This window comes from Arthrobacter sp. Soil782, assembly GCF_001428435.1.
In the GTDB taxonomy this organism is placed as follows: domain Bacteria; phylum Actinomycetota; class Actinomycetes; order Actinomycetales; family Micrococcaceae; genus Arthrobacter_D; species Arthrobacter_D parietis.
In genome coordinates this window covers 21,112-42,601 of the sequence record NZ_LMSO01000009.1, presented here as the reverse complement: position 1 = coordinate 42,601, position 21,490 = coordinate 21,112, and the positions used below count along the sequence as shown (strand labels likewise).

Annotated in this window: 23 protein-coding genes; 18 read left to right on the top strand and 5 right to left on the bottom strand. The window is 64.2% G+C overall.

Features of this window, described 5'->3' with window-relative positions:
- Window positions 1–121 precede the first annotated feature (121 nt).
- Complete coding sequence (gene hflX / locus ASH00_RS10930; RefSeq protein WP_056548438.1) at window positions 122–1,687, top strand: GTPase HflX; 1,566 nt, start codon at window positions 122–124, stop codon at window positions 1,685–1,687.
- Complete coding sequence (locus ASH00_RS10925; RefSeq protein WP_056548437.1) at window positions 1,680–3,701, top strand: ATP-dependent DNA helicase; 2,022 nt, start codon at window positions 1,680–1,682, stop codon at window positions 3,699–3,701. Before hflX ends, ASH00_RS10925 begins: the two co-directional genes overlap by 8 nt.
- A 20-nt stretch (window positions 3,702–3,721) precedes the next feature.
- Here ASH00_RS10925 and lexA read toward each other — a convergent pair whose 3' ends face one another.
- Window positions 3,722–4,453 carry a transcriptional repressor LexA gene (gene lexA / locus ASH00_RS10920; protein ID WP_056549196.1) on the bottom strand — a complete coding sequence of 244 codons (732 nt, stop codon included), beginning with the start codon at window positions 4,451–4,453 and terminating at the stop codon, window positions 3,722–3,724.
- 290 nt (window positions 4,454–4,743) lie between these two features.
- On the opposite strand from lexA, the gene ASH00_RS10915 reads away from it, so the two are divergent.
- The 8 genes from ASH00_RS10915 (at window position 4,744) to ASH00_RS10885 (ending at window position 10,855) form a co-directional block, all read left to right on the top strand.
- Complete coding sequence (locus ASH00_RS10915) at window positions 4,744–5,133, top strand: LysM peptidoglycan-binding domain-containing protein (RefSeq protein ID WP_082566061.1); 390 nt, start codon at window positions 4,744–4,746, stop codon at window positions 5,131–5,133.
- A 120-nt stretch (window positions 5,134–5,253) separates the two neighbouring features.
- Complete coding sequence (locus ASH00_RS10910; protein ID WP_056549192.1) at window positions 5,254–6,363, top strand: histidinol-phosphate transaminase; 1,110 nt, start codon at window positions 5,254–5,256, stop codon at window positions 6,361–6,363.
- A 67-nt stretch (window positions 6,364–6,430) separates the two neighbouring features.
- Window positions 6,431–7,048, top strand: coding sequence for an imidazoleglycerol-phosphate dehydratase HisB (hisB, locus tag ASH00_RS10905; RefSeq protein WP_056548436.1), 618 nt, complete (start codon window positions 6,431–6,433; stop codon window positions 7,046–7,048).
- A complete protein-coding gene (gene hisH, locus ASH00_RS10900; protein WP_056548435.1) occupies window positions 7,045–7,683 on the top strand; it encodes an imidazole glycerol phosphate synthase subunit HisH in 639 nt (212 codons plus the stop codon). Before hisB ends, hisH begins: the two co-directional genes overlap by 4 nt.
- Before the next feature lie 3 nt (window positions 7,684–7,686).
- The gene (locus ASH00_RS16890; protein ID WP_200954798.1) at window positions 7,687–7,842 is read left to right on the top strand and encodes a hypothetical protein; all 156 of its coding nucleotides are present in this window, start codon (window positions 7,687–7,689) and stop codon (window positions 7,840–7,842) included.
- A 44-nt stretch (window positions 7,843–7,886) separates the two neighbouring features.
- Window positions 7,887–8,639 (top strand): bifunctional 1-(5-phosphoribosyl)-5-((5-phosphoribosylamino)methylideneamino)imidazole-4-carboxamide isomerase/phosphoribosylanthranilate isomerase PriA, encoded by a 753-nt coding sequence (priA, locus tag ASH00_RS10895; protein WP_056548434.1) that lies wholly within the window; start codon window positions 7,887–7,889, stop codon window positions 8,637–8,639.
- Between the two features lie 2 nt (window positions 8,640–8,641).
- Window positions 8,642–9,508 carry an SseB family protein gene (locus ASH00_RS10890; RefSeq protein ID WP_157359091.1) on the top strand — a complete coding sequence of 289 codons (867 nt, stop codon included), beginning with the start codon at window positions 8,642–8,644 and terminating at the stop codon, window positions 9,506–9,508.
- A 39-nt stretch (window positions 9,509–9,547) separates the two neighbouring features.
- Window positions 9,548–10,855: an MFS transporter gene (locus ASH00_RS10885; protein WP_056548433.1), complete on the top strand. Its 1,308-nt coding sequence runs from the start codon at window positions 9,548–9,550 to the stop codon at window positions 10,853–10,855.
- Between the two features lie 29 nt (window positions 10,856–10,884).
- Here ASH00_RS10885 and ASH00_RS10880 read toward each other — a convergent pair whose 3' ends face one another.
- Window positions 10,885–11,295 carry a DUF1844 domain-containing protein gene (locus ASH00_RS10880; protein WP_157359090.1) on the bottom strand — a complete coding sequence of 137 codons (411 nt, stop codon included), beginning with the start codon at window positions 11,293–11,295 and terminating at the stop codon, window positions 10,885–10,887.
- 325 nt (window positions 11,296–11,620) lie between these two features.
- Here ASH00_RS10880 and infC point away from each other — a divergent pair, with 325 nt between their 5' ends.
- The 4 genes from infC to ASH00_RS10860 all read left to right on the top strand — a co-directional run bounded on the left by infC (window position 11,621) and on the right by ASH00_RS10860 (window position 14,433).
- Window positions 11,621–12,706: a translation initiation factor IF-3 gene (gene infC / locus ASH00_RS10875; RefSeq protein ID WP_056549190.1), complete on the top strand. Its 1,086-nt coding sequence runs from the start codon at window positions 11,621–11,623 to the stop codon at window positions 12,704–12,706.
- 111 nt (window positions 12,707–12,817) lie between these two features.
- A complete protein-coding gene (gene rpmI / locus ASH00_RS10870) occupies window positions 12,818–13,012 on the top strand; it encodes a 50S ribosomal protein L35 (RefSeq protein WP_026545492.1) in 195 nt (64 codons plus the stop codon).
- Between the two features lie 92 nt (window positions 13,013–13,104).
- Window positions 13,105–13,488, top strand: a complete 384-nt coding sequence (gene rplT, locus ASH00_RS10865; RefSeq protein ID WP_056548429.1) for a 50S ribosomal protein L20 — start codon at window positions 13,105–13,107, stop codon at window positions 13,486–13,488.
- Between the two features lie 42 nt (window positions 13,489–13,530).
- Entirely contained in the window at window positions 13,531–14,433 is a 903-nt protein-coding gene (locus tag ASH00_RS10860) for a TrmH family RNA methyltransferase (RefSeq protein WP_056548427.1), read from the top strand.
- A gap of 41 nt (window positions 14,434–14,474) precedes the next feature.
- On the opposite strand, the gene ASH00_RS10855 is transcribed toward ASH00_RS10860, so the two are convergent.
- A complete protein-coding gene (locus ASH00_RS10855; RefSeq protein ID WP_056548425.1) occupies window positions 14,475–15,701 on the bottom strand; it encodes an MFS transporter in 1,227 nt (408 codons plus the stop codon).
- 293 nt (window positions 15,702–15,994) lie between these two features.
- Here ASH00_RS10855 and ASH00_RS10850 point away from each other — a divergent pair, with 293 nt between their 5' ends.
- Both ASH00_RS10850 and ASH00_RS10845 read left to right on the top strand, forming a co-directional pair.
- Window positions 15,995–17,557 (top strand): FG-GAP-like repeat-containing protein, encoded by a 1,563-nt coding sequence (locus ASH00_RS10850; protein ID WP_056549188.1) that lies wholly within the window; start codon window positions 15,995–15,997, stop codon window positions 17,555–17,557.
- Window positions 17,558–17,587: 30 nt separating this feature from the next.
- A complete protein-coding gene (locus tag ASH00_RS10845; RefSeq protein WP_056548423.1) occupies window positions 17,588–18,037 on the top strand; it encodes a (deoxy)nucleoside triphosphate pyrophosphohydrolase in 450 nt (149 codons plus the stop codon).
- 22 nt (window positions 18,038–18,059) lie between these two features.
- On the opposite strand, the gene ASH00_RS10840 is transcribed toward ASH00_RS10845, so the two are convergent.
- The gene (locus ASH00_RS10840; protein ID WP_056548422.1) at window positions 18,060–19,118 is read right to left on the bottom strand and encodes an Rv2578c family radical SAM protein; all 1,059 of its coding nucleotides are present in this window, start codon (window positions 19,116–19,118) and stop codon (window positions 18,060–18,062) included.
- A gap of 61 nt (window positions 19,119–19,179) precedes the next feature.
- Here ASH00_RS10840 and pcp point away from each other — a divergent pair, with 61 nt between their 5' ends.
- Window positions 19,180–19,821, top strand: a complete 642-nt coding sequence (gene pcp / locus ASH00_RS10835; RefSeq protein ID WP_056548421.1) for a pyroglutamyl-peptidase I — start codon at window positions 19,180–19,182, stop codon at window positions 19,819–19,821.
- Here the strand turns inward: pcp and ASH00_RS10830 are convergent.
- Window positions 19,757–20,248 carry a hypothetical protein gene (locus tag ASH00_RS10830; RefSeq protein ID WP_056548418.1) on the bottom strand — a complete coding sequence of 164 codons (492 nt, stop codon included), beginning with the start codon at window positions 20,246–20,248 and terminating at the stop codon, window positions 19,757–19,759. The two genes, pcp and ASH00_RS10830, sit on opposite strands and share 65 nt — an antisense overlap.
- Window positions 20,249–20,410: 162 nt before the next feature.
- On the opposite strand from ASH00_RS10830, the gene pheS reads away from it, so the two are divergent.
- Complete coding sequence (gene pheS / locus ASH00_RS10825) at window positions 20,411–21,490, top strand: phenylalanine--tRNA ligase subunit alpha (RefSeq protein ID WP_056548417.1); 1,080 nt, start codon at window positions 20,411–20,413, stop codon at window positions 21,488–21,490.

The window sequence follows — 21,490 nt, the reverse complement described above, 5'->3', positions numbered from 1 at the left end:
CCGTACCCGTGCGGCCGGGGATCGCTGGCTGTGCAGGAGTTGTCCCTCCGCGCTGGGAGAATTCTTGCCCATGCCGCGGGGGCAACGGACTACCATGGAAAGACGATCACCAAGGGAGAGTATGACCACACATAACGGAGCGCCCGCAACGCCCGAGCCGGAAATGGGCCCGGATGAAATCCAGGCCGTCATTGATCGGATACTTGCCAAGGACCCCGCCTCGTCTTCGAACGGTTCCCAACGGCGTTTCGGTAGCGGGCCCGGTGGCCGCGCGCAGGCGCTGTCTGATCTCGACGAAGAGCACACGGGTTACGACGGTGAACAGCAGGATCGTGAGGAGCGGCGCGCACTGAGGCGTGTGGCCGGGCTCTCCACCGAACTCGAAGACGTCACCGAAGTCGAGTATCGCCAACTTCGCCTTGAGCGGGTGGTGCTGGCCGGCATCTGGGGCGAAGGGACGGTTGATGACGCTGAAAATTCACTGCGTGAACTCGCTGCCCTGGCTGAGACGGCGGGATCGGAAGTTCTGGACGGCATCATCCAGCGGCGCCTGAAGCCGGATCCCGGAACGTTCCTCGGGGCCGGCAAAGCGGAAGAGCTCAAGAACATTGTGATGGCCACTGGTGCGGACACCGTTGTCGTTGACAGCGAACTGGCCCCCTCCCAGCGCCGGGGGCTTGAGGACATCGTCAAGGTGAAGGTCATCGACCGGACGGCGCTCATCCTGGACATCTTTGCCCAGCATGCAAAGTCCCGTGAAGGCAAAGCGCAGGTCGAGCTTGCGCAGCTTGAGTACCTCCTTCCGCGGCTGCGCGGCTGGGGCGATTCGATGTCCCGTCAGGCTGGCGGCCAGGTTGGCGGCGCCGGTGCCGGTATGGGTTCACGCGGGCCGGGTGAAACCAAGATCGAACTCGACCGGCGGAAGATCCGCACGCGGATGGCCAAGCTGCGGCGCGAAATCGCGGGCATGAAGCCCGCACGCGAGACCAAGCGCGCCAACCGTCGTCGTCATGAGGTCCCATCAGTGGCAATTGCCGGGTACACGAACGCGGGAAAGTCGTCCCTGCTCAATCGGATGACCGATGCCGGCGTGCTCGTTGAGAACGCGCTGTTCGCGACGCTGGACCCCACCATCCGCCGGGCACAGACGCCTGACGGCCTCGAGTTCACACTCGCGGACACCGTCGGTTTTGTCCGGTCGCTTCCCACCCAGCTCGTCGAGGCCTTCCGGTCAACGCTTGAGGAAGTCGCTGACGCGGACCTGATCCTCCACGTCGTGGACGCATCCCATCCGGATCCCGAGGGGCAGATTGCAGCGGTTCGCGACGTCCTGACGGAAGTCGACGCACGCAAAGTGCCTGAGATCGTCGTCCTGAACAAGGCCGACGCGGCAGATCCGTTTGTGCTTGAACGCCTCAGGCAGCGCGAACCCCGCCATGCAATTGTTTCCGCCCGCACAGGTCAGGGGATCGAGGAGCTGCTGGAACTGATCAGCCAGTCCATCCCGCGTCCAAGCGTGAAACTGACTCTGCTCGTGCCCTACCAGCGCGGCGACATCGTGAGCCGCCTGCATCAGCCGGACGCGGAGATCCTCGGTCTGGAACATGTGGAGGACGGCACTCGGGTGGAAGTGATGGTCAGGGAAGGTCTGGCGGCAGAACTGGAGCCGTTCATCACGCATGGCTGAGGGAAGCATCAGTCCCCTTCGACTGCTTGATGACGTCGTAGCGGCGATGGGCGGGCAGCAGCGTAGCGGGCAGCATGAAATGGTACGCCAGGTCGAGGAAGCAATCGGCAACGGCACACACCTGTTGGTGCAGGCCGGAACCGGAACAGGGAAGTCACTGGCCTATCTGCTTCCGCTCATCGCGCATGCCATGAAGGGTGACACAACCTCGATCGTCTCGACGGCCACCCTTGCCCTCCAGTCACAGATCGTCAACCGCGATCTGCCGAAGCTTCTCGAGACCCTGCGTGGTTCGCTTCCTCGGCCGGTCGACGTAGCGCTTTTGAAAGGCCGGGGGAACTATGTCTGCAGGCATAAGACGGCAGGAGGTTTCCCCGACGAGGATGATTCGGGAGCCCTCTTCTCCCTCGACGGTGACACTGCGGCGCCGCACCCTGCGGCAGGACCCTCCACCCCGCTCGGACGGGAAATCGTGCGGTTGCGGGAGTGGGCGGAAGAAACGGAGACCGGGGATCGGGACGAACTCCTTCCCGGTGTCAGCGACCGGGCCTGGCGCCAGGTATCGGTGTCCAGCATGGAGTGCCTTGGTGCGCAAAAGTGTCCCGTTGCTGAGGAATGCTTCAGCGAGCGCGCACGGGAGAGGGCAGGAAAAGCGGACATTGTCATCACCAACCATGCGCTGCTGGCGATCAACGCTTTCGAGGGGCTGGCGGTCCTTCCGGAGCACGACGTAGTGGTCATTGACGAGGCGCACGAGCTACACGACCGCGTCACGTCTGCGGTGTCTGGGCAACTTTCAGGAGCACTGATCGGCGCTGCGGCCTCAGCGGCGAGGCGCCATCTCGGTTCCAACACGGACACATTGGCGGCCGCACAGGATGCCTTCGAGAACGCGTTCGACGCTCAGCCCACGGGTCTGATGGCTGGGGGACTGGACGAGTTGCAGGAACTCGCGCTCGTGCAATTGCGGGAGTCATGCCGCCTGGCGCTGTCCGAATCGAGTTCGGACGGGTCCTCCCAGTCGGCAGACGGTGGCCGCCAGATGGCACGCTCACGGCTGTTGGTATTGCTCGAATTGTCCGAACGGATGGTCGCAGCAGGTGGCGCGGGCGAAGTGCTCTGGTCGAGTCGGCCGAGTACCTTTACACCGGGCTCCGGTTACTCTGCGGCTGATGACTCCTCGCCTGCCACGATCAGTATTGCGCCGCTGTCGGTTGCCGGGCGTCTGAGGCGGGGATTGTTCGAGGACCACACGGTTGTGCTCACGTCAGCTACGCTCGCAATCGGCTCGGAGTTCGGACCGGTTGCCGGGTCCCTCGGTTTGACGGGCGAGGGAGCGCCGTCATGGACCGGCGTGGACGTTGGCAGCCCATTCGACTACCCCCGTCAGGGTGTCTTGTACGTTGCCAAGGACCTGCCCAAACCGGGCCGCGGGACTTCCGGGGAACAACTGGATGAGCTGGAGGCGCTCATCAAAGCCTCCCGCGGAGGAGCGCTGGGACTGTTCTCCTCGCGGCGTGCGGCGGAGGACGCTGCTGACGCATTGAGGGACCGGCTCGACGTTGAGATTCTCTGTCAGGGTGAATCTTCCATGTCCGCGCTGGTGAAGCAGTTTTCAGAGGAGCCCGACACCTGCCTGTTCGGCACTATGTCGCTGTGGCAGGGCGTCGATGTGCCTGGAGCTGCCTGCCGGCTTGTCACCATCGACCGCATACCGTTTCCCCGACCTGATGATCCGCTCATGACTGCGCGGACCCGAGCTGTCGCAAAGGCCGGAGGCAACGGATTCATGAATGTTTCCGCTACCCATGCGGCCGTTCGTCTTGCGCAGGGAGCCGGCCGCCTCATCCGCGCCCACGATGATCGAGGCATGGTGGCAGTACTGGACTCCCGGCTGGCAACCGCGGGCTACGGCGGCTTCCTCAGGGCTGCGCTACCGCCGTTTTGGTCGACGACGGACCGCGCAACGGCGCTCGGGGTCCTCTCCCGGCTCGCTGAGACGCAGCGCGCCTAGCATCATGCCGAGCGCCTCGGTCAGAGCGCACGCATCACCGAGACAACTTTGCCCATGATGGTGGCGTGGTCACCGAGTATCGGCTCGTAATTGGTGTTCTGCGGCAGAAGCCAGGTGTGACCGTCACGCTGCCGGAAGGTCTTCACTGTGGCCTCATCATCGAGGAGTGCTGCCACCACATCCCCGTTCTCGGCTGTGCTCTGCTGGCGGACCACTACCCAGTCTCCGTCGCAGATCGCTGCATCAATCATGGAGTCACCTGAAACACGCAACATGAACAGATCGCCGTGCCCGACGAGCTGCCGGGGCAGTGGCATGACATCCTCAACAACCTGGTCCGCCAGAATAGGACCTCCGGCTGCAATCCGTCCGACCAGCGGGACCATTGCCGCGTCGACGGCCGACGATGCCCGCGCAGGTTCCTCTCTTTCGGCGGAGGAGGGCAGCGCACGTGGTGTGCTGTCACCGAGCGTGAGAGGAAGCAGGATTTCCATCGCTCGCGGGCGCTTGGGATCGCGGCGGATGTAACCCATGCGTTCCAGCTGTGAAAGCTGGTGCGTGACGCTGGACAGACTCGCAAGCCCTACGGTGTCACCGATCTCGCGCATTGAGGGCGGGTAGCCGTGCGCAGCTACGCTGCGCTGAATTGTCTCGAGAATTTTTGTCTGACGTGCTGTCATTCCCTTTGGCATGGCCCTGCCGCGCGGCCTTCCGCGTCCGCGCTTCGCATCGGGCGAAGGCACCTCTGCCATGTCCTTTGCCGCACTGAGATCTGCCACGAGATGCATCCCTTCCTCCGGCCGGACCCGGACTGCCGGCTCGCCAACCATTTTTGTCAGTGGCGGGTGATGAGCTGGTTTGTGAAGCAGCCGGACCGTCACCCTTGCCAGCAACGCTAGGGGAGGCGGGACGTCTTTTCAAACATCTGTTCGAGTGAGTCTCGACAATATTAGTTTACAAGTGCTAATAATAAGTGCAGAGGAATAGAACACAGCTTCGAACAAAGCTGTGGGAGATCCACACAACGAGAAAGGTGGACGCCATGTCTACGCTCCATATCGCAGGATCAGCTTCCGTACTTCACCCAGAGGGCCGTGAGAATAACGGGCCGGCTGCGGCGCCGCGCCTTCATCTCACCCGTCGCGGCTGGGTGGTTCTGGTGGCAATTCCGGTCGCATTGCTTGTTGCCGTACTGCTGGTGGTTGCTTCGTTCTTCACCTCCCAGGCGCAGGCAGCGACAGCCGGCGGTGACCTCACGGACACTGTCCGGGTCAGTGTTGCGTCGGGCGAGACACTCTGGGCTCTTGCTGCCGAGTACGCGCCGGAACGTGATCCGCGAGCCGTCGTTGAGGAAATCGTCGAACTGAATGTTCTAGGCTCGTCGACCGTGCAGGCCGGGCAGTCGCTTCATATTCCGGTTGGAAATCCATAAGGAGCGGATCTGCTTCCGCACAGCGGTAGGCGCGCTGACTCGACACAGGTTGGCTCGTAACAGTTCGCCCGGCTTCAGCGGAATTCTTCGTGGCGGATGGGGCGGCCTTAAACTCTCATGGTGACCGATCCGCTAGAACGCCTGAACAGACTGCCGATCCGCGAGAATCTGCGCGGCCTTCGACCATACGGTGCGCGCCAGATCGATGTGCCGATCCTGCTGAACGTCAATGAGAACACCCATGGCGTTCCTGAGGATGTTCGCAGTGCAATAGTTGAAGCAGTCGAGGGCGCCGTGGCGGGGCTGAATCGCTACCCTGACCGGGAGTTCACCGTGCTTCGCGAACATCTCGCCACGTACCTGGGGCACGGACTCACCGCGGACAACATCTGGGCGGCGAATGGATCCAATGAGGTTTTGCAGCACGTCCTCCTCGCGTTCGGCGGACCGGGCCGGACTGCGTTGGGATTTCCTCCCACTTACTCGATGTATCCGCTGCTCGCAGGCTCCACCGGTACTGGATACCTGACAGGTTCGAGGGATGAATCCTTCGACCTGGACGCTCGTACCACCGCCAGCGAGGTAGCCGCCACGGGCGCAAACATTGTCTTCCTGTGCAGCCCGAACAACCCGACCGGCACAGCGCTTCCGCTGGAGGTGGTTTCCGAGGTCTACGATGCAGGCGAAGCGGCGCAGGCAATCGTCATTGTGGACGAGGCGTATGCAGAGTTTTCCCACTCCGGCACTCCGAGTGCGCTGGAGCTCCTGCCCGGTAGGGAACGGCTTATCGTCTCGCGTACCATGAGTAAAGCCTTTGCGCTGGCCGGAGCCCGTCTCGGGTACTTGGCCGCAGCGCCGGAAATTGCGGATGCGCTTCGGCTCGTGCGTCTCCCGTACCACCTGTCGGCGATTACGCAGGCCACGGCTGTCGCGGCGCTGACCCATTCGGCGAAGCTGCTTGCCAACGTGGATGAGATCAAGCGGCAAAGAGACCGCATTGTGTCCGGGCTGACGGGGATGGGTCTTCCCGTTGCACCTTCGGACTCCAATTTTGTGCTGTTCGGAGGGCTCGATGATCCGGGCGCCGTCTGGCAGGACCTGCTTGATGCCGGGGTGCTTATCCGGGACGTCGGGATTCCGGGCCACCTTCGGGTGACTGCCGGAACGCAGGAAGAGACCACAACCTTCCTGAAAGCCCTCGAATCTTTGATCCGGCCGCGTGTCTCCTAAACTGGACCGGGACGCACATGCGGGCCCGCCGCCCGTCTCGCTGCCGAAACAACCGTAAGGACCATCCATGACCGCGGAAGCTACTGCCAATCGCGCTGCCCGACGTGAGCGGACCACGAGTGAGTCGTCGGTTTTCGTCGAGGTCGATCTAGACGGCACCGGACGCTCGGAGATCAGCACGTCCGTGCCGTTCTACGACCACATGCTGACGGCCCTGGCGAAGCACTCATTGATCGATCTCACGGTGAGGGCCACCGGCGACACCCACATTGATGTCCACCACACTGTGGAGGACGTAGCAATCACATTCGGTGAGGTTCTGCGTGAGGCTCTCGGCAACAAGGCAGGTATCCGGAGGTTCGGTGAGGCAACTGTGCCCCTGGACGAAGCTCTCGCCAATGCCGTCGTCGATATTTCCGGGCGCCCCTATCTGGTTCACTCGGGTGAACCGACAGGCCAGGAGTACCACCTCATCGGCGGACATTTCACGGGATCCCTGACGCGCCATGTCTTCGAGGCGATTACCCTGCACGCCCAGATTTGCCTGCATATGACGGTCCTTGGCGGCCGGGATCCGCACCACATCGTCGAGGCCCAGTTCAAGGCTTTCGCCCGCGCCCTTCGCGCCGCGGTTGAACCGGACCCACGGGTGAGCGGAATCCCTTCCACCAAGGGAGCGCTATGAGCGCGCCGAAAGTGACGGTTCTCGACTATGGTTCCGGGAACATTCGTTCGGCGGTGCGGGCATTGGAACACGTCGGCGCTGAAGTCACACTGAGTTCAGCGGCTGATGATGTCCTCAACGCCGACGGGCTCGTCGTGCCCGGTGTGGGAGCGTTTGCCGCCGTCATGCAGGGCTTGAAAGAGGTTGACGCGCTGCGCATGATCGGCCGTCGTGTTGCCGGCGGTCGCCCCGTCCTCGGAATCTGCGTCGGGTTGCAGATCCTGTTTGAGGAGGGCGTGGAACACGGCGTACGGACCCAGGGCATGGGGGAGTGGCCAGGTACGGTCGAACGGCTCAAGGCGGAAGTTGTGCCGCACATGGGCTGGAACACCGTCGACGCCCCAGCCGGGTCGGTGCTTTTCGAGGGCATTGCTGAAGAGCGCTTCTACTTCGTTCACTCCTACGGTGTGCAGGAATGGAACTTCGACGTCACCCAGCCGGCTATGCGGCCGCCGCTCGTCACCTGGTCCACGCACGGCAGCCCGTTCATTGCCGCGGTGGAGAATGGCCCACTCTCCGCCACGCAGTTCCACCCCGAAAAATCCGGCGACGCCGGTGCGCAGTTGCTGCGCAACTGGACCGGGAGCCTTCGCTGATCCATGTGGAGCCTGATTCTCATGGGACTGGCGGGGCTGCTGATCGGCGGCGTCGTTTCATTCCATCGCCAGCAGATGCCCCTGGCGCTCACCATCAGCTTCGGCGTTCTCGCCGTCCTGGCGCTGCTCGCCGCGTACCTGCTCACCCTGACCCCCTGACTGTCCGGCTGCGCCGGCACCGATCTTAAGAACAAAGGAAGCGAATGAGTCCCTTCACCGAATCGCCCATCCTCGAACTGCTCCCTGCGGTTGACGTGGCCGACGGCCAGGCCGTCCGGCTGGTACAGGGAGCGGCCGGCAGCGAAACAAGTTATGGCGATCCACTCGATGCCGCACTGCAATGGCAGAACGACGGCGCCGAATGGGTCCATCTCGTTGACTTGGACGCGGCCTTCGGCCGGGGATCAAATCGCGATTTGCTTGCCCGCGTCGTCAAGGAACTGAGCATCAAAGTGGAGCTCTCCGGCGGGATCCGGGATGACGCGTCCCTGGACCAGGCGCTCGAGCTCGGAGCGGAGCGGGTGAACCTCGGCACCGCGGCCCTGGAAAATCCCGTGTGGACAGCCAGCGCAATTGCCCGCTACGGCGACGCCGTGGCGGTCGGTCTCGACGTTCGTGGCACCACCCTGGCTGCCCGCGGCTGGACGGAGGAAGGCGGTGACCTCTGGGAGGTACTCGCCCGCCTCGATGATGCCGGCTGTGCTCGCTATGTCGTGACTGACGTGACAAAAGACGGAACGCTTCGGGGTCCCAACCTCCAGCTCCTCCGGGAGGTGCTCGAGAAAACCGAGCGGCCCGTGGTGGCATCCGGCGGCATCTCCAGTTTGGATGACCTCGCCGCGCTCCGGCAGTTGGTCCCCGATGGGCTTGAAGGCGCCATTGTAGGAAAGGCCCTCTATGCGGGCGCTTTCACACTGCCGCAGGCGCTCGACGTCGCGGGGCTCCGGGAGCGCTAGCCATGGCAGAGCGGAGGCTTCCTGCCCACATCGAAGCGGCGCTCAGCGGTAACATCGCTGACTCGGCAGGCCGCGCCTGGGAAGGAAGGGATCTTTCCGGCGGCGGGAACCCGCTGCACGCCTTCGACAAGGACGACGGCGCGGTGCCGACGGTTTACGCCGCGGCCCTGCAGGCTCTGGTGCACGGCGCCGCTGATGAGGCCGCAGTGCTGCGGGCGCTGAAGGAAATCCGGGTCTTCGTACCGGTGATCGCGCAGCTTGGTGGCGCGGAAGCTGCTGATGATGTCACTGCAGGCCCGGGGCACCGGCACCATGAAGGTGACAAGGAAGCCGACATGGCGCTGGTAACCATCACGGCGCCGGACGGGCGGTGCGCCCTGCCGGTCTTCACAGCCACGGCGCACCTCCAGAGCTGGCATCCGGAGGCCAGGCCCGTTGCGGTCTCCGCTTCTCGGGCAGCCCTGGCGGCGGTATCCGAGAAAGCTGAACTCATGGTGGTCGATCCGGGCGCAGAAGTGATATTCGTCGTGCGCCGCCCCGCTCTCTGGGCACTGGCGCAACAGGGCCAATGGTCGCCGTCGTACTCTGATCCGGACCTGGCCCGCCTCGTGGGGAAGGCGGTCGTTCCGGGCGGGAGCATTCGCAGGGTCGAAATCGCGCCCGGGGGAGGAATTTCAAGCCGCACAGCTGGCGGTAAAGTGGTTGGAGGCGGCGGTGCCGGTCCCGAGTTGCGTCTGACCCTCGTACTTGAGGAAGGTCTCTCACAGGAGGACGTCCGCTCCACAGCGGCGGCGTTCCAGGACCGCCTCCAAAACCTGCAGGAGTTTGTCGAGCGGGTGGACTCGCTCGAAATCCGGCTCACGCGTTGATCTTCCACGCGGTTGGGCCCGCGTGAAAGATGAAGAACGTTGAATTTTGCCGTTTACCGGGATCTGCTCAGGATTGTCCCGGTCCGCCGACTGCTGATCGTCGGAATGATCGCACGTTTTCCCCACTCTGCCGCAGGGGTGCTGCTTACCCTCCACGTGGTGCAGACCCTCGAACGCGGTTATGCCGAGGCGGGCGCCGTAGCTGCAGTGATGACCATCGGTATCGCCGTCGGTGCGCCCTGGCGCGGCCGGCGTGTCGATACAGCAGGGTTGCGGGCCGCGCTGATTCCATCGGTGATTGCCGAGGCGGTGATCTGGTCGGTGGCGCCCCACCTGTCATACGAGTGGCTGCTGCTGGCCGCGCTCGTTGGCGGCGTCTTTACCCTTCCCGTGTTCTCCGTTGTCCGGCAGTCTTTGGGTGTGCTCGTGAGCGGAAACTCCCGGAGGACGGCTTTCACCCTCGACGCGGTGGCCACTGAGGTGATCTTCATGGGCGGACCGGCGCTAGGGGCTGTGCTCGCAACACAGGTGTCCACGGTGCTGGGACTGACTGTTGTGGGCTTTTCCACCGCCGTGGCGGGGCTGTTCCTCATGTGGTTCAACCCGCCGACACGCAGTACCCAGCCGGGAGCCGTCGGTGCCACGCTGTCCGGAGCACAGGATGATGCAGCGGCCGTGGAAGTGTTGGTGGCATCAGCTCCAGCCCACGTCAGTGAAGCGTCAGCAGAACTCGTTCCTGGAGCGCGGCCGGCCCGTGCTGAACGGGCGCGGGCGCGGATGGCGCACAGTTTCGCATGGCTCACGCTGCCGGTGGCCGTGGTCATGATCGTGGCCGCCGGTGCCGGCCTTGTCCTTGCCGGAACGGATGTCGGCATCATCGCGGTACTGGAAGCCGATCAGAGGGCCTTCGAGCTGGGCTGGGTCTTCCTCGCCTGGTGCTCGGCGTCCGTTGTGGGCGGCCTCGTCTACGGTGCCATGCACCGACCGCTCTCGCCGCTGGTGCTCCTGCTGCTGATGGCGGTTCTCACCATCCCGATGGGCTTTGCGGACAGCACGGTGGTTCTTGCGTTGCTCTCAATTGCGCCAGGGCTGCTGTGTGCTCCGGTTCTCTCCGCGGCCTCGGAGCGGATTGCTCATCTGGTCACCGAGGAACGCAGGGGGGAAGCCATGGGATGGTATGGCTCAGCCCTCACCTCCGGAGTGGCACTGGGCGCGCCGCTGGCAGGCGTGATGATCGACTCCGTGGGCCCGTGGGGCGGGTTCGTCGCAGTGGGCGCAGCGGCCGCCGCCCTGAGCCTGGCGTGTCTGGGAGCACAACAGGTACTACGACGGCGGCGCTTCGCCTGATCTCTCAGATCCCGTTCCGCGAAGGACAGTCAGTTGACCGGACCGGTGAACTTCTCGCCCGGTCCCTGGCCTGGAGCGTCAGGGATGAGTGATGCTTCCCTGAACGCAAGCTGCAGGGACCTCAAGCCATCGCGCAACGGGCCGGCATGCTGGCTGCCGATCTCCGGAGCTGCGGCGGTGATGAAGCCGGCGAGTGCAGTAATCAGCTTGCGGGCCTCGTCGAGGTCCTTGTAGGTTTCGGCGTCTGTGCCCTCAGCCAGTCCGCACTTGACGGCAGCTGCGCTCATCAGGTGCACTGCCGACGTCGTAATCACCTCGACGGCGGCGACTTCCGCAATGTCCCGAACGGGATTGTTCGCATTGCCGGACGCGGCGCGCGTTTCCTCCGGCGTTTGGAAGGTGTGGCGTGCGGCGTCGGGATTATTGTCTGCTGTGCTCATGCTGGTAAGCTTGTCACAGACCAACTGGGGGTCGTTATTTTTTGTGGCCGGGAACGGCATGAAAAGATCACCAGTATGCAAGCGGAGTCCTCTCCCACCCGCGATTGCCGCCGTTGCCCCAGAGGCAGCCACAGGCAGCCGGGTTCAGGTCGGTGCGCTGGCTCTCCCTTTGGTAGGGAGCGCCGTTGATGCACTGATGCCGAGGCCTTCGATTGCGCATGCAGTTGGAGGCCTTCTCCTTTTGCAGGCGGTTCAGTTTTTCAACGGATATCAGGAGCAGCACATTAGCGAGCCAAGAATCAATGATCGTATCCGCGTCCCAGAGGTGCGGTTGGTAGGCCCTGCCGGCGAACAGGTTGGAATCGTCCGCATCGAAGACGCCCTCCGCCTCGCTGCTGAGTCCGACCTTGATCTTGTTGAGGTGGCACCTCAGGCAAAGCCTCCCGTTGCCAAGCTCATGGACTTCGGTAAGTACAAGTACGAAGCCGCGGTGAAGGCGCGTGAAGCGCGCAAGAACCAGACGAACACCGTGCTGAAGGAAATCCGGTTCCGCCTGAAGATCGATACCCACGATTACGAGACCAAGCGGGGCCACGCTATCCGCTTCCTCGGTGCCGGAGACAAGGTCAAGGCCATGATCCAGTTCCGCGGTCGCGAGCAGCAGCGTCCCGAGATGGGCATCCGCCTCCTGCAGAAGTTTGCTGAGGATGTGTCCGAGGTCGGCGTGGTTGAGTCCACCCCCCGCATTGACGGTCGCAACATGGTGATGGTTATCGGCCCGGTAAAGAACAAAGCCGAAGCCAAGGCTGAAGCACGCCGTGCTGCCCAGCGCGCCGAGTCAAAGGCTGCCAATGATTCGTCGAGGGACAAGGTTGACACCTCTGGCTCCGCACCGATGACGCAGAGCATCGGAGACTTGCTGCCCGAGGAACTGCGTACGGCAGGATCAGCTTCGGCGTCTGAGACTCCTGTGGCGGAGGCTCCTGTGGCTGAGGCTCCTGTGGCTGAGAGCCCGGCACCTGTGACGGCAGTACCTGAGACCGCAGCGTCTGCTGTTGATGCGCCTGCTACTGATGCGCCGAAGGCTGCTCAGGCCACGCAGGTAGAGGAAGCACCGAAGAAAGCTGCACCGAAGCAGGCTGCACCGAAGCAGGCTGCACCGAAGGAAGCCGCACCGAAGGAAGCTGCGCCCAAGCAGGCCGCGCCGAAGGAAGCCGCACCGAAGCAGGCTGCCGCTCCGGCTGCAGCGCCCAAGCCTGCCGCTGCTGCCGCAACGCCGAAGCCTGCTGCCGCGCCCAAACCTGCAGCAACGCCGAAGCCCAGGCCTGCGTCGGCTGCACCAAAACCAACCGGCAAGGCCGCCCCGGCAAAGGGAACGCCAAGCCGATCGAAGCCGTCCGGCTCCAACTAGGAGTCGGTTGCCCACCAGGCAGCAAGGCAATACGTAAGCACCGCAGTCCGCTGCGGAGATCGCAAGAGCCGCCGGCAAAGTGCCGGCGGAGACCAAAGGAGATCGGTTTCCATGCCGAAGATGAAGACCCACAGTGGCGCCAAAAAGCGCTTCAAGCTGACCGGCAGCGGAAAGCTCAAGCGCCAGCAGGCCAACCGTCGTCACTACCTGGAGCACAAGCCCTCCACGTTGACGCGCCGTCTGGCCAGCGACCAGATCGTGTCCAAGGCTGACACCAAGGTCATCAAAAAGATGCTCGGCGTCTAACACACCCCCTATCACTTCCGGACACCCTCGCAGGCGGCTGTACTGCCGCCCACGGAACCTCTGTTCGGACGATCTATCTAAGGAGTACGCACGTGGCACGTGTGAAGCGGGCAGTCAATGCCCACAAGAAGCGTCGGGTTATTCTTGAGCGCGCCAAAGGCTACCGGGGGCAGCGTTCGCGCCTGTACCGCAAGGCAAAGGAGCAGCTGCTCCACTCGTTCGTCTACAGCTACGGCGATCGCCGCAAGCGCAAGGGCGACTTCCGTCGGCTCTGGATCCAGCGCATCAACGCTGCGTCCCGTGCCAATGGCCTCACGTACAACCGCCTCATCCAGGGCTTGAAGGCTGCCGGCATTGAGGTGGACCGCCGCATGCTCGCAGACCTCGCCGTAACTGACGCCAACGCGTTCGCGGCCCTCGTGCAGATCGCCAAGGACGCACTGCCGTCCGACACCTCTGCGCCGGTCCACGCCTAGGCAGCGCACCCAGCCGGTTCCGTGAGCCGGTTGAAATAATCCATGAATACATCCGAACGCCCCCAGGCACAGCTACTGACCAATCCCCGATCAGATCGGGTCCGGGAGGTAGCGAAGCTTGCGGGGCGTTCGGCGCGTCAGCGGCAGGAATCCTTCCTCGCCGAAGGTCCGCAGGCTGTACGCGAAGCGTTGCGCCTCCACGAGGCCCGCCGTCTGGCCGGGGGAGCCGGCGTCGTGGAGGACGTGTATCTGACCGCTGAGACCCTGGCGCGCTACCCGGAGTTCGGTGCTGTGGTTCCGCCGCGGATGGTGACGGCCGAGGTGCTTGCGGCTATGAGCTCAACCGTCACGCCGCAGGGTGCCCTCGCAGTCTGCCGTTTCATCGACTCGTCGCTGGCGTCAGTGCTTGAGCGCAGTCCGCGGCTGATTGCCGTCCTGGTGGAGGTTCGTGATCCCGGAAATGCCGGGACTATCCTCCGTGCCGCCGACTCCGCCGGCGCTGACGCTGTGGTTTTAACCAGCGGAAGCGTGGACGTCTACAACCCGAAGACCGTCCGGTCGACTGTGGGTTCCCTCTTCCATCTGCCCGTGGTGGTCGGCGTCGATACCCGGGACCTGCTGACAGCGCTTGCCGGTCGTTCCGTTACGGTGCTGGCGGCCGACGGCTACGGCGACTGGAACCTGGACGAGCTTCAGGACGCGAGTGCGGCCAGGCGGCTGGCGCCGTCGTCCCTGAGTGTAAATGAGCAGGACGCACGGAAGCCGTTACTGGAGGCCCCCACAGCCTGGTTTTTCGGCAACGAGGCGCAGGGATTGGCGCCGGAAGTATTGGAGGCAGCCGGCCACCGGGTGTCAGTACCCATTTACGGCAGCGCTGAGAGCCTGAATGTCGGCACCGCAGCAACTGTGTGCCTCTACGCGTCCGCCCGGGCTCAGCGCGGTTAGACGGCTTCCTTCCGTCGGGTCCGCGGGAGGCGGCCAAAAGCTCATCGGGCGGCGGCGAGAAAGGGCTTCTCCGGAGCCGTGGCGGCGCGGTCCATCCGACCGCTGATCAACGCCACTCCCAGACCGAAGGCCGCAAGCACAGCACCCACCAGGGCCGGTGCCGTGTAGCCCCAGCCGAGCGCGATCACCGCGCCGCCGAGAAACGCGCCCAACGCATTTGCCGTATTGAGCGCCGCGTGGTTCATGGAAGACGCCAGCGACGGCGCGTCCGGGGAGACATCCATCAGGCGCACCTGCAGCGAGGGGATCAGAGCCGATCCGATCGCCCCGACGAGGAAGACGAACAGCAGGGCTGTCGGTGCCCACTGCACCGCCACGGCGAAAAGCAGAAGGCACACCGAGATGCTTCCCATCACCCAGTAGATGGTCCCCAATACGGAGATATCGGCGAGCCGCCCGCCTACGACGTTGCCTGCGACCATGCCAAGACCATAGAGCGCGACGACGATCGGCAGCACAGCTTCGGAGACACCGGCCACTTCCGTCATGGTCGGTGCAATGTAGGTGTACACAGCGAAGAATCCGCCGAAACCGACCGTGCCGATCAGCAGGGTCATCCAGACCTGTCCCCGTTTCAGTGCCCCCAGCTCCCGGGTGATGCTCGCGCCGTCGCGCACGTTCTGATGGGGTACAAAGCGGGCGATCAGGAGCAGCGTGAGGAAGCCGATGAACCCTACGAGGATGAACATGGTCCGCCACCCGAACTGCTGCCCGAGCCAGGTCGCAAAAGGCACTCCCACAACGTTGGCAATGCTCAGTCCCATCATGACCATCGCAACAGCGTGGGCACGCCGCGTCGGCGAGGACAGTGATGCCGCGATGACCGCGGCTACTCCGAAGAAGGCCCCGTGGGGCAAGCCGGAGATGAATCGGGAGACCAGGAGCCACCCGTAGTCGTGGGCAATGTAGGAGGAGAGGTTTCCTACGGTGAAGAGGGCCATCAGTGCCAGCGCTACCCGCTTGTGCGGGAGCCGGGCACCGAGAGTTGAGAGCAGGGGAGCACCAACGACGACGCCGAGCGCGTACGCCGAAATGACGTGCCCGCCCGCAGGGATATCCACGCCGAGGTCATCCACCATGTTGGGCAGCAGCCCCATGATGGCGAACTCGGTAGTGCCGATCCCGAAGCCACCCACCGCCAGGGCGAGAATCGCCAGGACAAGGGTGTGCGTTGGTCGTTCGGCGGGCATTGCAGGCACGGGACTCATTTCGACGACGGGAAGCGCCTAAGCGGCGCCGGTTATGTGGCCGCGCATCGTTGAGCAGGGACTTCTTTCACCTTCCACTTTACGGGTCCGAGATTGGATCGATGCCAAAAAGATCCCGTACCGGGCGGTGAAAAGTACGGCAAACGGCTCTAAAATTGGACCGGCACGAGGAGCGCGGAGCCATGGATGGATCATCCCCTGAACCAGCAATTTCTCCCGGAACGTCTCAGTATTCGTTCCGGAGATCATCTGACTACGGGTCGCCTGCGCCGCCTTCGGCTGTCCACCGGCTGATGACCACCTGCCTTCTGACGTTCAGCCTCATTGTGGGCATGCTGGGAGCTACCGTTCCCGCGGCTCACGCGGCGCCCCTTTTCGGTCATGACGTTTCCTGGCCACAGTGTTCGACGGCGCAGGGCGGCTTCGGGCTGCCTCTTCCGCCGCCGGCATCCCAGTTTGTCATCATCGGCCTGACCCGCGGGCTTGCCTTCACCGAGAACCCGTGCCTCGCAGACCAGGTAGCCTGGGCGCGCACCAACGCCAAGCCGGCCCACGGCTACGCCATGGCCACCTACCCGACTGCGGCCCAGCTCACCACCTACGGCGGGCAGGGGCCGTGGTCGTCCACAACACACGCCGGGCGGCTTTCCAACGTGGGCTATTCGGAGGCCCGCTTCGCCGTTCAGAGCCTCACTCGGATCGGATTCCGTCCGCCGGTGGTGTGGATCGATGTTGAACCGCGCCCTGCCCAACCCTGGCCGGCTGCAACCGCCGCCCAGCGGTTGGACAACAGATACGTCGTCGAAGGGCTCATGCGCGGATTGCGTGACGCTGGATTCGCCTATGGTTTCTACTCCTACACCGCCGGTTGGCAGGAAATCGTTGGCCAATGGCGGTTGACGGGCGTACCTGTCTGGGCTACGGCAGGCAGGCTGGATTACCCGACCGAAGCACTCGACAGGTGCTTTCCACCCAGCTTCTCCGCCGGCCGTGTCTACATTTCCCAGTGGTATGACGATGTCCGTGACTATGACCGCACGTGCGAACCGTATAACTTCACTGCGCTGCCCATCCCGGCCTCTACACTGACCGGCTCCACCGCCGAGTTCAACGGGGACTGGCGTAATGACATTCTGGCCCGCGTCGGCGCGACCGGCGAGCTGAGACTGTATGCGGGAACCGGTGCCGGGCGTTTGAACTCCGGAATCCAGATCGGCAATGGCTGGGGAATCTTCAACGCGCTGGAGACACTCGGCGACTTCAACGGCGACGGCCCCGCAGATGTGATCGGTCGCGAAGCAGCTACCGGGGTGCTGTGGCTCTACAGGGGGAACGGCACCGGCGGCTGGTTGCCGCGTGTACAGGTGGGCCATGGCTGGAATGGAATGAGCAGCATCACTGCACCTGGGGATTTCGACGGCGATCAGCGGGTGGACCTGCTTGCACGCGAACGGGCCACGGGTGCGTTGTGGCTGTATAGGGGGAATGGTTCCGGTGGTTGGCTGCCGCGCGTCCTCGTGGGAAGTGGATGGAACTCGATAACCGCGATCATCGCGCCGGGCGATTTCAGCGGCGACCGGACCAGCGACGTCCTCGCACGCGATGCCGCGGGCATCCTTTGGCTCTACCCGGGTAACGGTGCGGGCGGATGGTTGCCACGGGTCCGTGCCGGGCATGGCTGGAACTCGATGACCGCGATCATCGGAACGGGTGACCTCAACGGTGACCGAATTGCTGACATCGCCGCACGTGATTCGAGCGGTGCACTCTGGCTGTACCCGGGCAACGGCAGGTCCGGCTTCCTTTCGCGCAGTCCCCTCGGCTCAGGCTGGAACGGAATCAACGCCATCTTCTAAGCCGTCGTTCTGCGCCCCTAGACTGGCTGGATGACCGATACTCAGCGCACACAAGTTGTCGGCGCCGCCATTGTTGATTCGCTCACTGCACCGTCCAAACTGCTCGCAGCGCGCAGAAGCGCTCCGGAGCAGTTCGCCGGGCAGTGGGAGTTCCCCGGCGGCAAGGTTGAGCCGGACGAAGATGACTTGGAGGCGGTCCAGCGTGAAGTGCGCGAAGAGTTGGGCGTGGACGTGCAGGTCGGGGCTGAACTCGTCGGCCCTGATCCCGACGGCTGGCCGCTGAATGCCTCAGCAGGAATGCGGGTGTGGCTGGCGGTCATCACCGCCGGCATACCGGCCGCACTGCAGGACCACGACGAACTCCGCTGGGTCAGTCTCAGGGATACCGGCGAGCTCCGGGATCTTCCGTGGATCCCTGCGGACCGTCCCATTGTCGATGCTCTGCTCAAGACTGTGGTTCCGGTCGAAGATCTCACTTAGGAGAAGAAGAGGGAAGCCGGACTCAGAAGAGTGTGGGCTCGTCTGCTGACACCTCCCGCCCGGGCGATGCCGACGACGACGGCGCGTGCCCACCTGCTCCCGCTTCCTCCCGAAAGAAGCGTGCCCCGGCAGCCAACCCATGACGACGCCGGTGCACCTGCACGCGTTTCGAGAGCCAGGTGCGGTATTCACCGGAGGCATAAGTGCCTCCGCCATAGAGCCGCCGGTAGCGTCCGACCAGAGCGGGATGCTTTCTGGCCAGCCATTCCATGTACCATTCACGGGCTCCCGGACGCAGGTGCAGTGCTCCGGCGGACACACCCGTGGCGCCTGCCGCAGCAAGGGCTGCGAACAAGGCGTCCAGGGCTTCATCGCTGTCGGTCAGCCACGGCAGGATAGGCATGGCCATGACGCCGCAGGGCAGACCCGCATCCCGCAATCGGGTGATCAGGTCAAGGCGAGCGCGCGGGGTGGGAGTTCCCGGTTCCACCGTGTGGGCAAGCTCGGGATCGAGCACCGCAAGCGAGATTCCCATGCCGAGGCTGACCCGGGTGCCGGCTTGCTTGAGTAGCGGAAGGTCCCGGCTGAGCAGCGTCCCCTTGGTGAGAATGGAAAACGGTGTACCGCTGTCTGCGAGCGCACGGACGATGCCCGGCATCAACCGGTACCGTCCTTCGGCCCGCTGGTAGGGATCGGTGTTGGTGCCCATCGCCACGTGTTCGCAGTTCCAGGAGGGTTTGGCTACCTCGCGCCGGAGGACCTCGGCGACGTTGGTCTTGACCACGACTTCCGAATCGAAGTCAAGACCTGTGTCCAGGTTGAGGTAGCTGTGGGTCTTGCGCGCGAAGCAGTAAACGCACGCATGCGAACACCCACGGTAGGGGTTGACAGTCCACGAGAAGGGCATTCCCGAACTTGCCGGGACGCGGTTCAGCGCCGATTTGGCAAGCACCTCGTGGAAGGTGATGCCCGCGAACTCGGGGGTTCTAACGGACCGCACGAGCCCGGCGAGCGGCACCAGCGGTTCCGGCTCTCCGGCGGCGGCCACCGTCGTCGTCATCTTTTGCGCATCCCATCGCATGCTTTTATTAGAACACACGTTCCCATCGAATTGCGGAAGGCCACGGGGTTAGTCTGGTTGGATGATCCTGCTCACCGGCTTTGAGCCCTTCGGCGGCGAAACCGTCAATCCCTCCTGGGAGGCGGCCCAGCAGGCCGCAGCCATCCTGGCGGACGAAGGCGAGGCCGCGGTTGCGGTTCGGTTGCCCTGTGTCTTCGGCGCGAGCATCGATGTGCTGACTGATGCCGTTCGCGTCCACCAGCCGCGGCTGGTGCTGTGCGTGGGGCAGGCGGGAGGCCGGTCGGAAATCTCCCTCGAGCGGATTGCGATCAATGTCGATGATGCCCGGATTCCGGATAATGCGGGCAACCAGCCGGTGGACGATGCCGTGCGCGCCGGCGGGCCAGCGGCTTACTTCAGCACTCTTCCGCTCAAGCGGAGCCTGCGGTCGCTGGTGGAGGCCGGGCTGCCCGCGGCGGTGTCCCAGACGGCCGGCACGTATGTCTGTAACCACGTCTTCTACGGGCTCATGGATCTACTGGCCCGCGGTGACAGTGCGCCGCGCGGCGGCTTCATCCATGTGCCGTTCTCGACCGAGCAGGCCCAGGCTCACGGCGCATCCGGGATGCCGATCGCGGAGATGGGTCGCGCGCTGGTTGTTATTGCCCGGACGAGTGCCGACGCCGGAGCGGATCTGAGGATCGCAGCCGGCGCGGAGCACTGACACGCCGGGTCAGCGCGGCGCGCAGCGGGCGCTCCACGTAGCCGCCCTCCTGGAGACCGGCCCCGCGTTCGAAGACATTGCGCGACGCCGGATCACCAGTGAGGAGCCAGGACACCCCCGCGGCAAGGAAGTAGGCCGGCAGGAACGGCAGACCGAGGCAGAATGCGTACTGCGTGCAGTGGCGTGCTTCATGTTCGACGAGCTGCGGTCTGAGGGCCACCACTTCCGGTCCCGCACGGAACAGCACAACGTTTCCCACGGTGAACGCAGACGCCTTCGGTAGCCCAGGGGAGTAGCGGTGCGCGAAGATGAGGCCGCGGGAAGCGGAGCGGAGCTCGCAGCCCACCAGCTTCGCGGCGGCCAGGCCGAGCAGCGTAGATCCGTTCATCCAGTTGAGTACCGAGCGCAGGCGGTCGCGGCGATGCATAGGCCCAAGTCTAAGGATATGGTGCAGGACATGCCCGGCCGTGGTTGGGGGCATTCGGGGCACCTGCCAACGGTCCTTTAGACTGGCAAGGCCGCCGGAGTACTGGATCAACAGTGCCGCCGGCACCCATCGCGCTCACGACACCAAGGTAAAAGCACACTCATGTCTGAACCCACCACACCCGCGGACGCACCGGACACCGCCGCCGCCCCGGATCCCCTGGACGCCGACGCCATCGCGGCCGCGGTTGACCGCGCGCTCGGCGAGATCGCCGCCGCAGGGAACCTCGACGAGCTCAAATCGGTACGGCTTGCCCACACAGGCGAGAAGTCGCCGATGAGCCTCGCGAACCGGCAGATCGGCTCGCTCGCGAAAGACCAGAAGGCTGCCGCCGGAAAGAACATCGGCCCCGCCCGCGGACGCATCAACCAGGCACTCTCCGCCCGGGTAACCGAGCTGGAAGCTGAGCGCGACGCGCGCATCCTCGTGGAGGAGGCGGTCGACGTGACCGCTGCTCCGCGCCGTCGTCGTGCTGGTGCCCGGCATCCGCTGTCCATCCTCCAGGAGCGGGTCAGCGACATCTTCGTCGGCATGGGTTGGGAAATCGCCGAAGGGCCCGAGGTTGAATCCGAATGGTTCAACTTCGACGCGTTGAATTTCAAACCAGATCACCCTGCGCGCGAAATGCAGGACACCTTCTTCGTTGAGCCGCCCGAGGCGCACCTGGTGATGCGCACCCACACTTCACCGGTACAGGTGCGAGCGATGCTCGAGCGCGAGGTTCCCATCTATGTCCTGTGCCCCGGCAAGGTGTTCCGCACGGACGAGCTGGACGCCACCCACACTCCCGTGTTCCACCAGTTCGAGGGCCTGGCCATCGACAAGGGCCTGAGCATGGCGGACCTGCGCGGAACGCTCGAACACTTCGCTCGGCTCATGTTCGGCGATGATGCCGGCATCCGCCTGCGCCCCAACTACTTCCCCTTCACCGAACCCTCGGCCGAGCTGGATATCTGGCACCCGGGTGCCAAGGGCGGCCCCCAGTGGATTGAGTGGGGCGGTTGTGGCATGGTGCACCCGAACGTGCTCCGAGCCGCAGGTATCGATCCTGACGTGTACTCGGGATTCGCGTTCGGCATGGGCATCGAGCGCACCCTCATGTTCCGCAACGAGGTAGGCGACATGCGGGACATGATTGAGGGCGACGTACGTTTCAGCGAGCACTTCGGGATGGAGATCTAA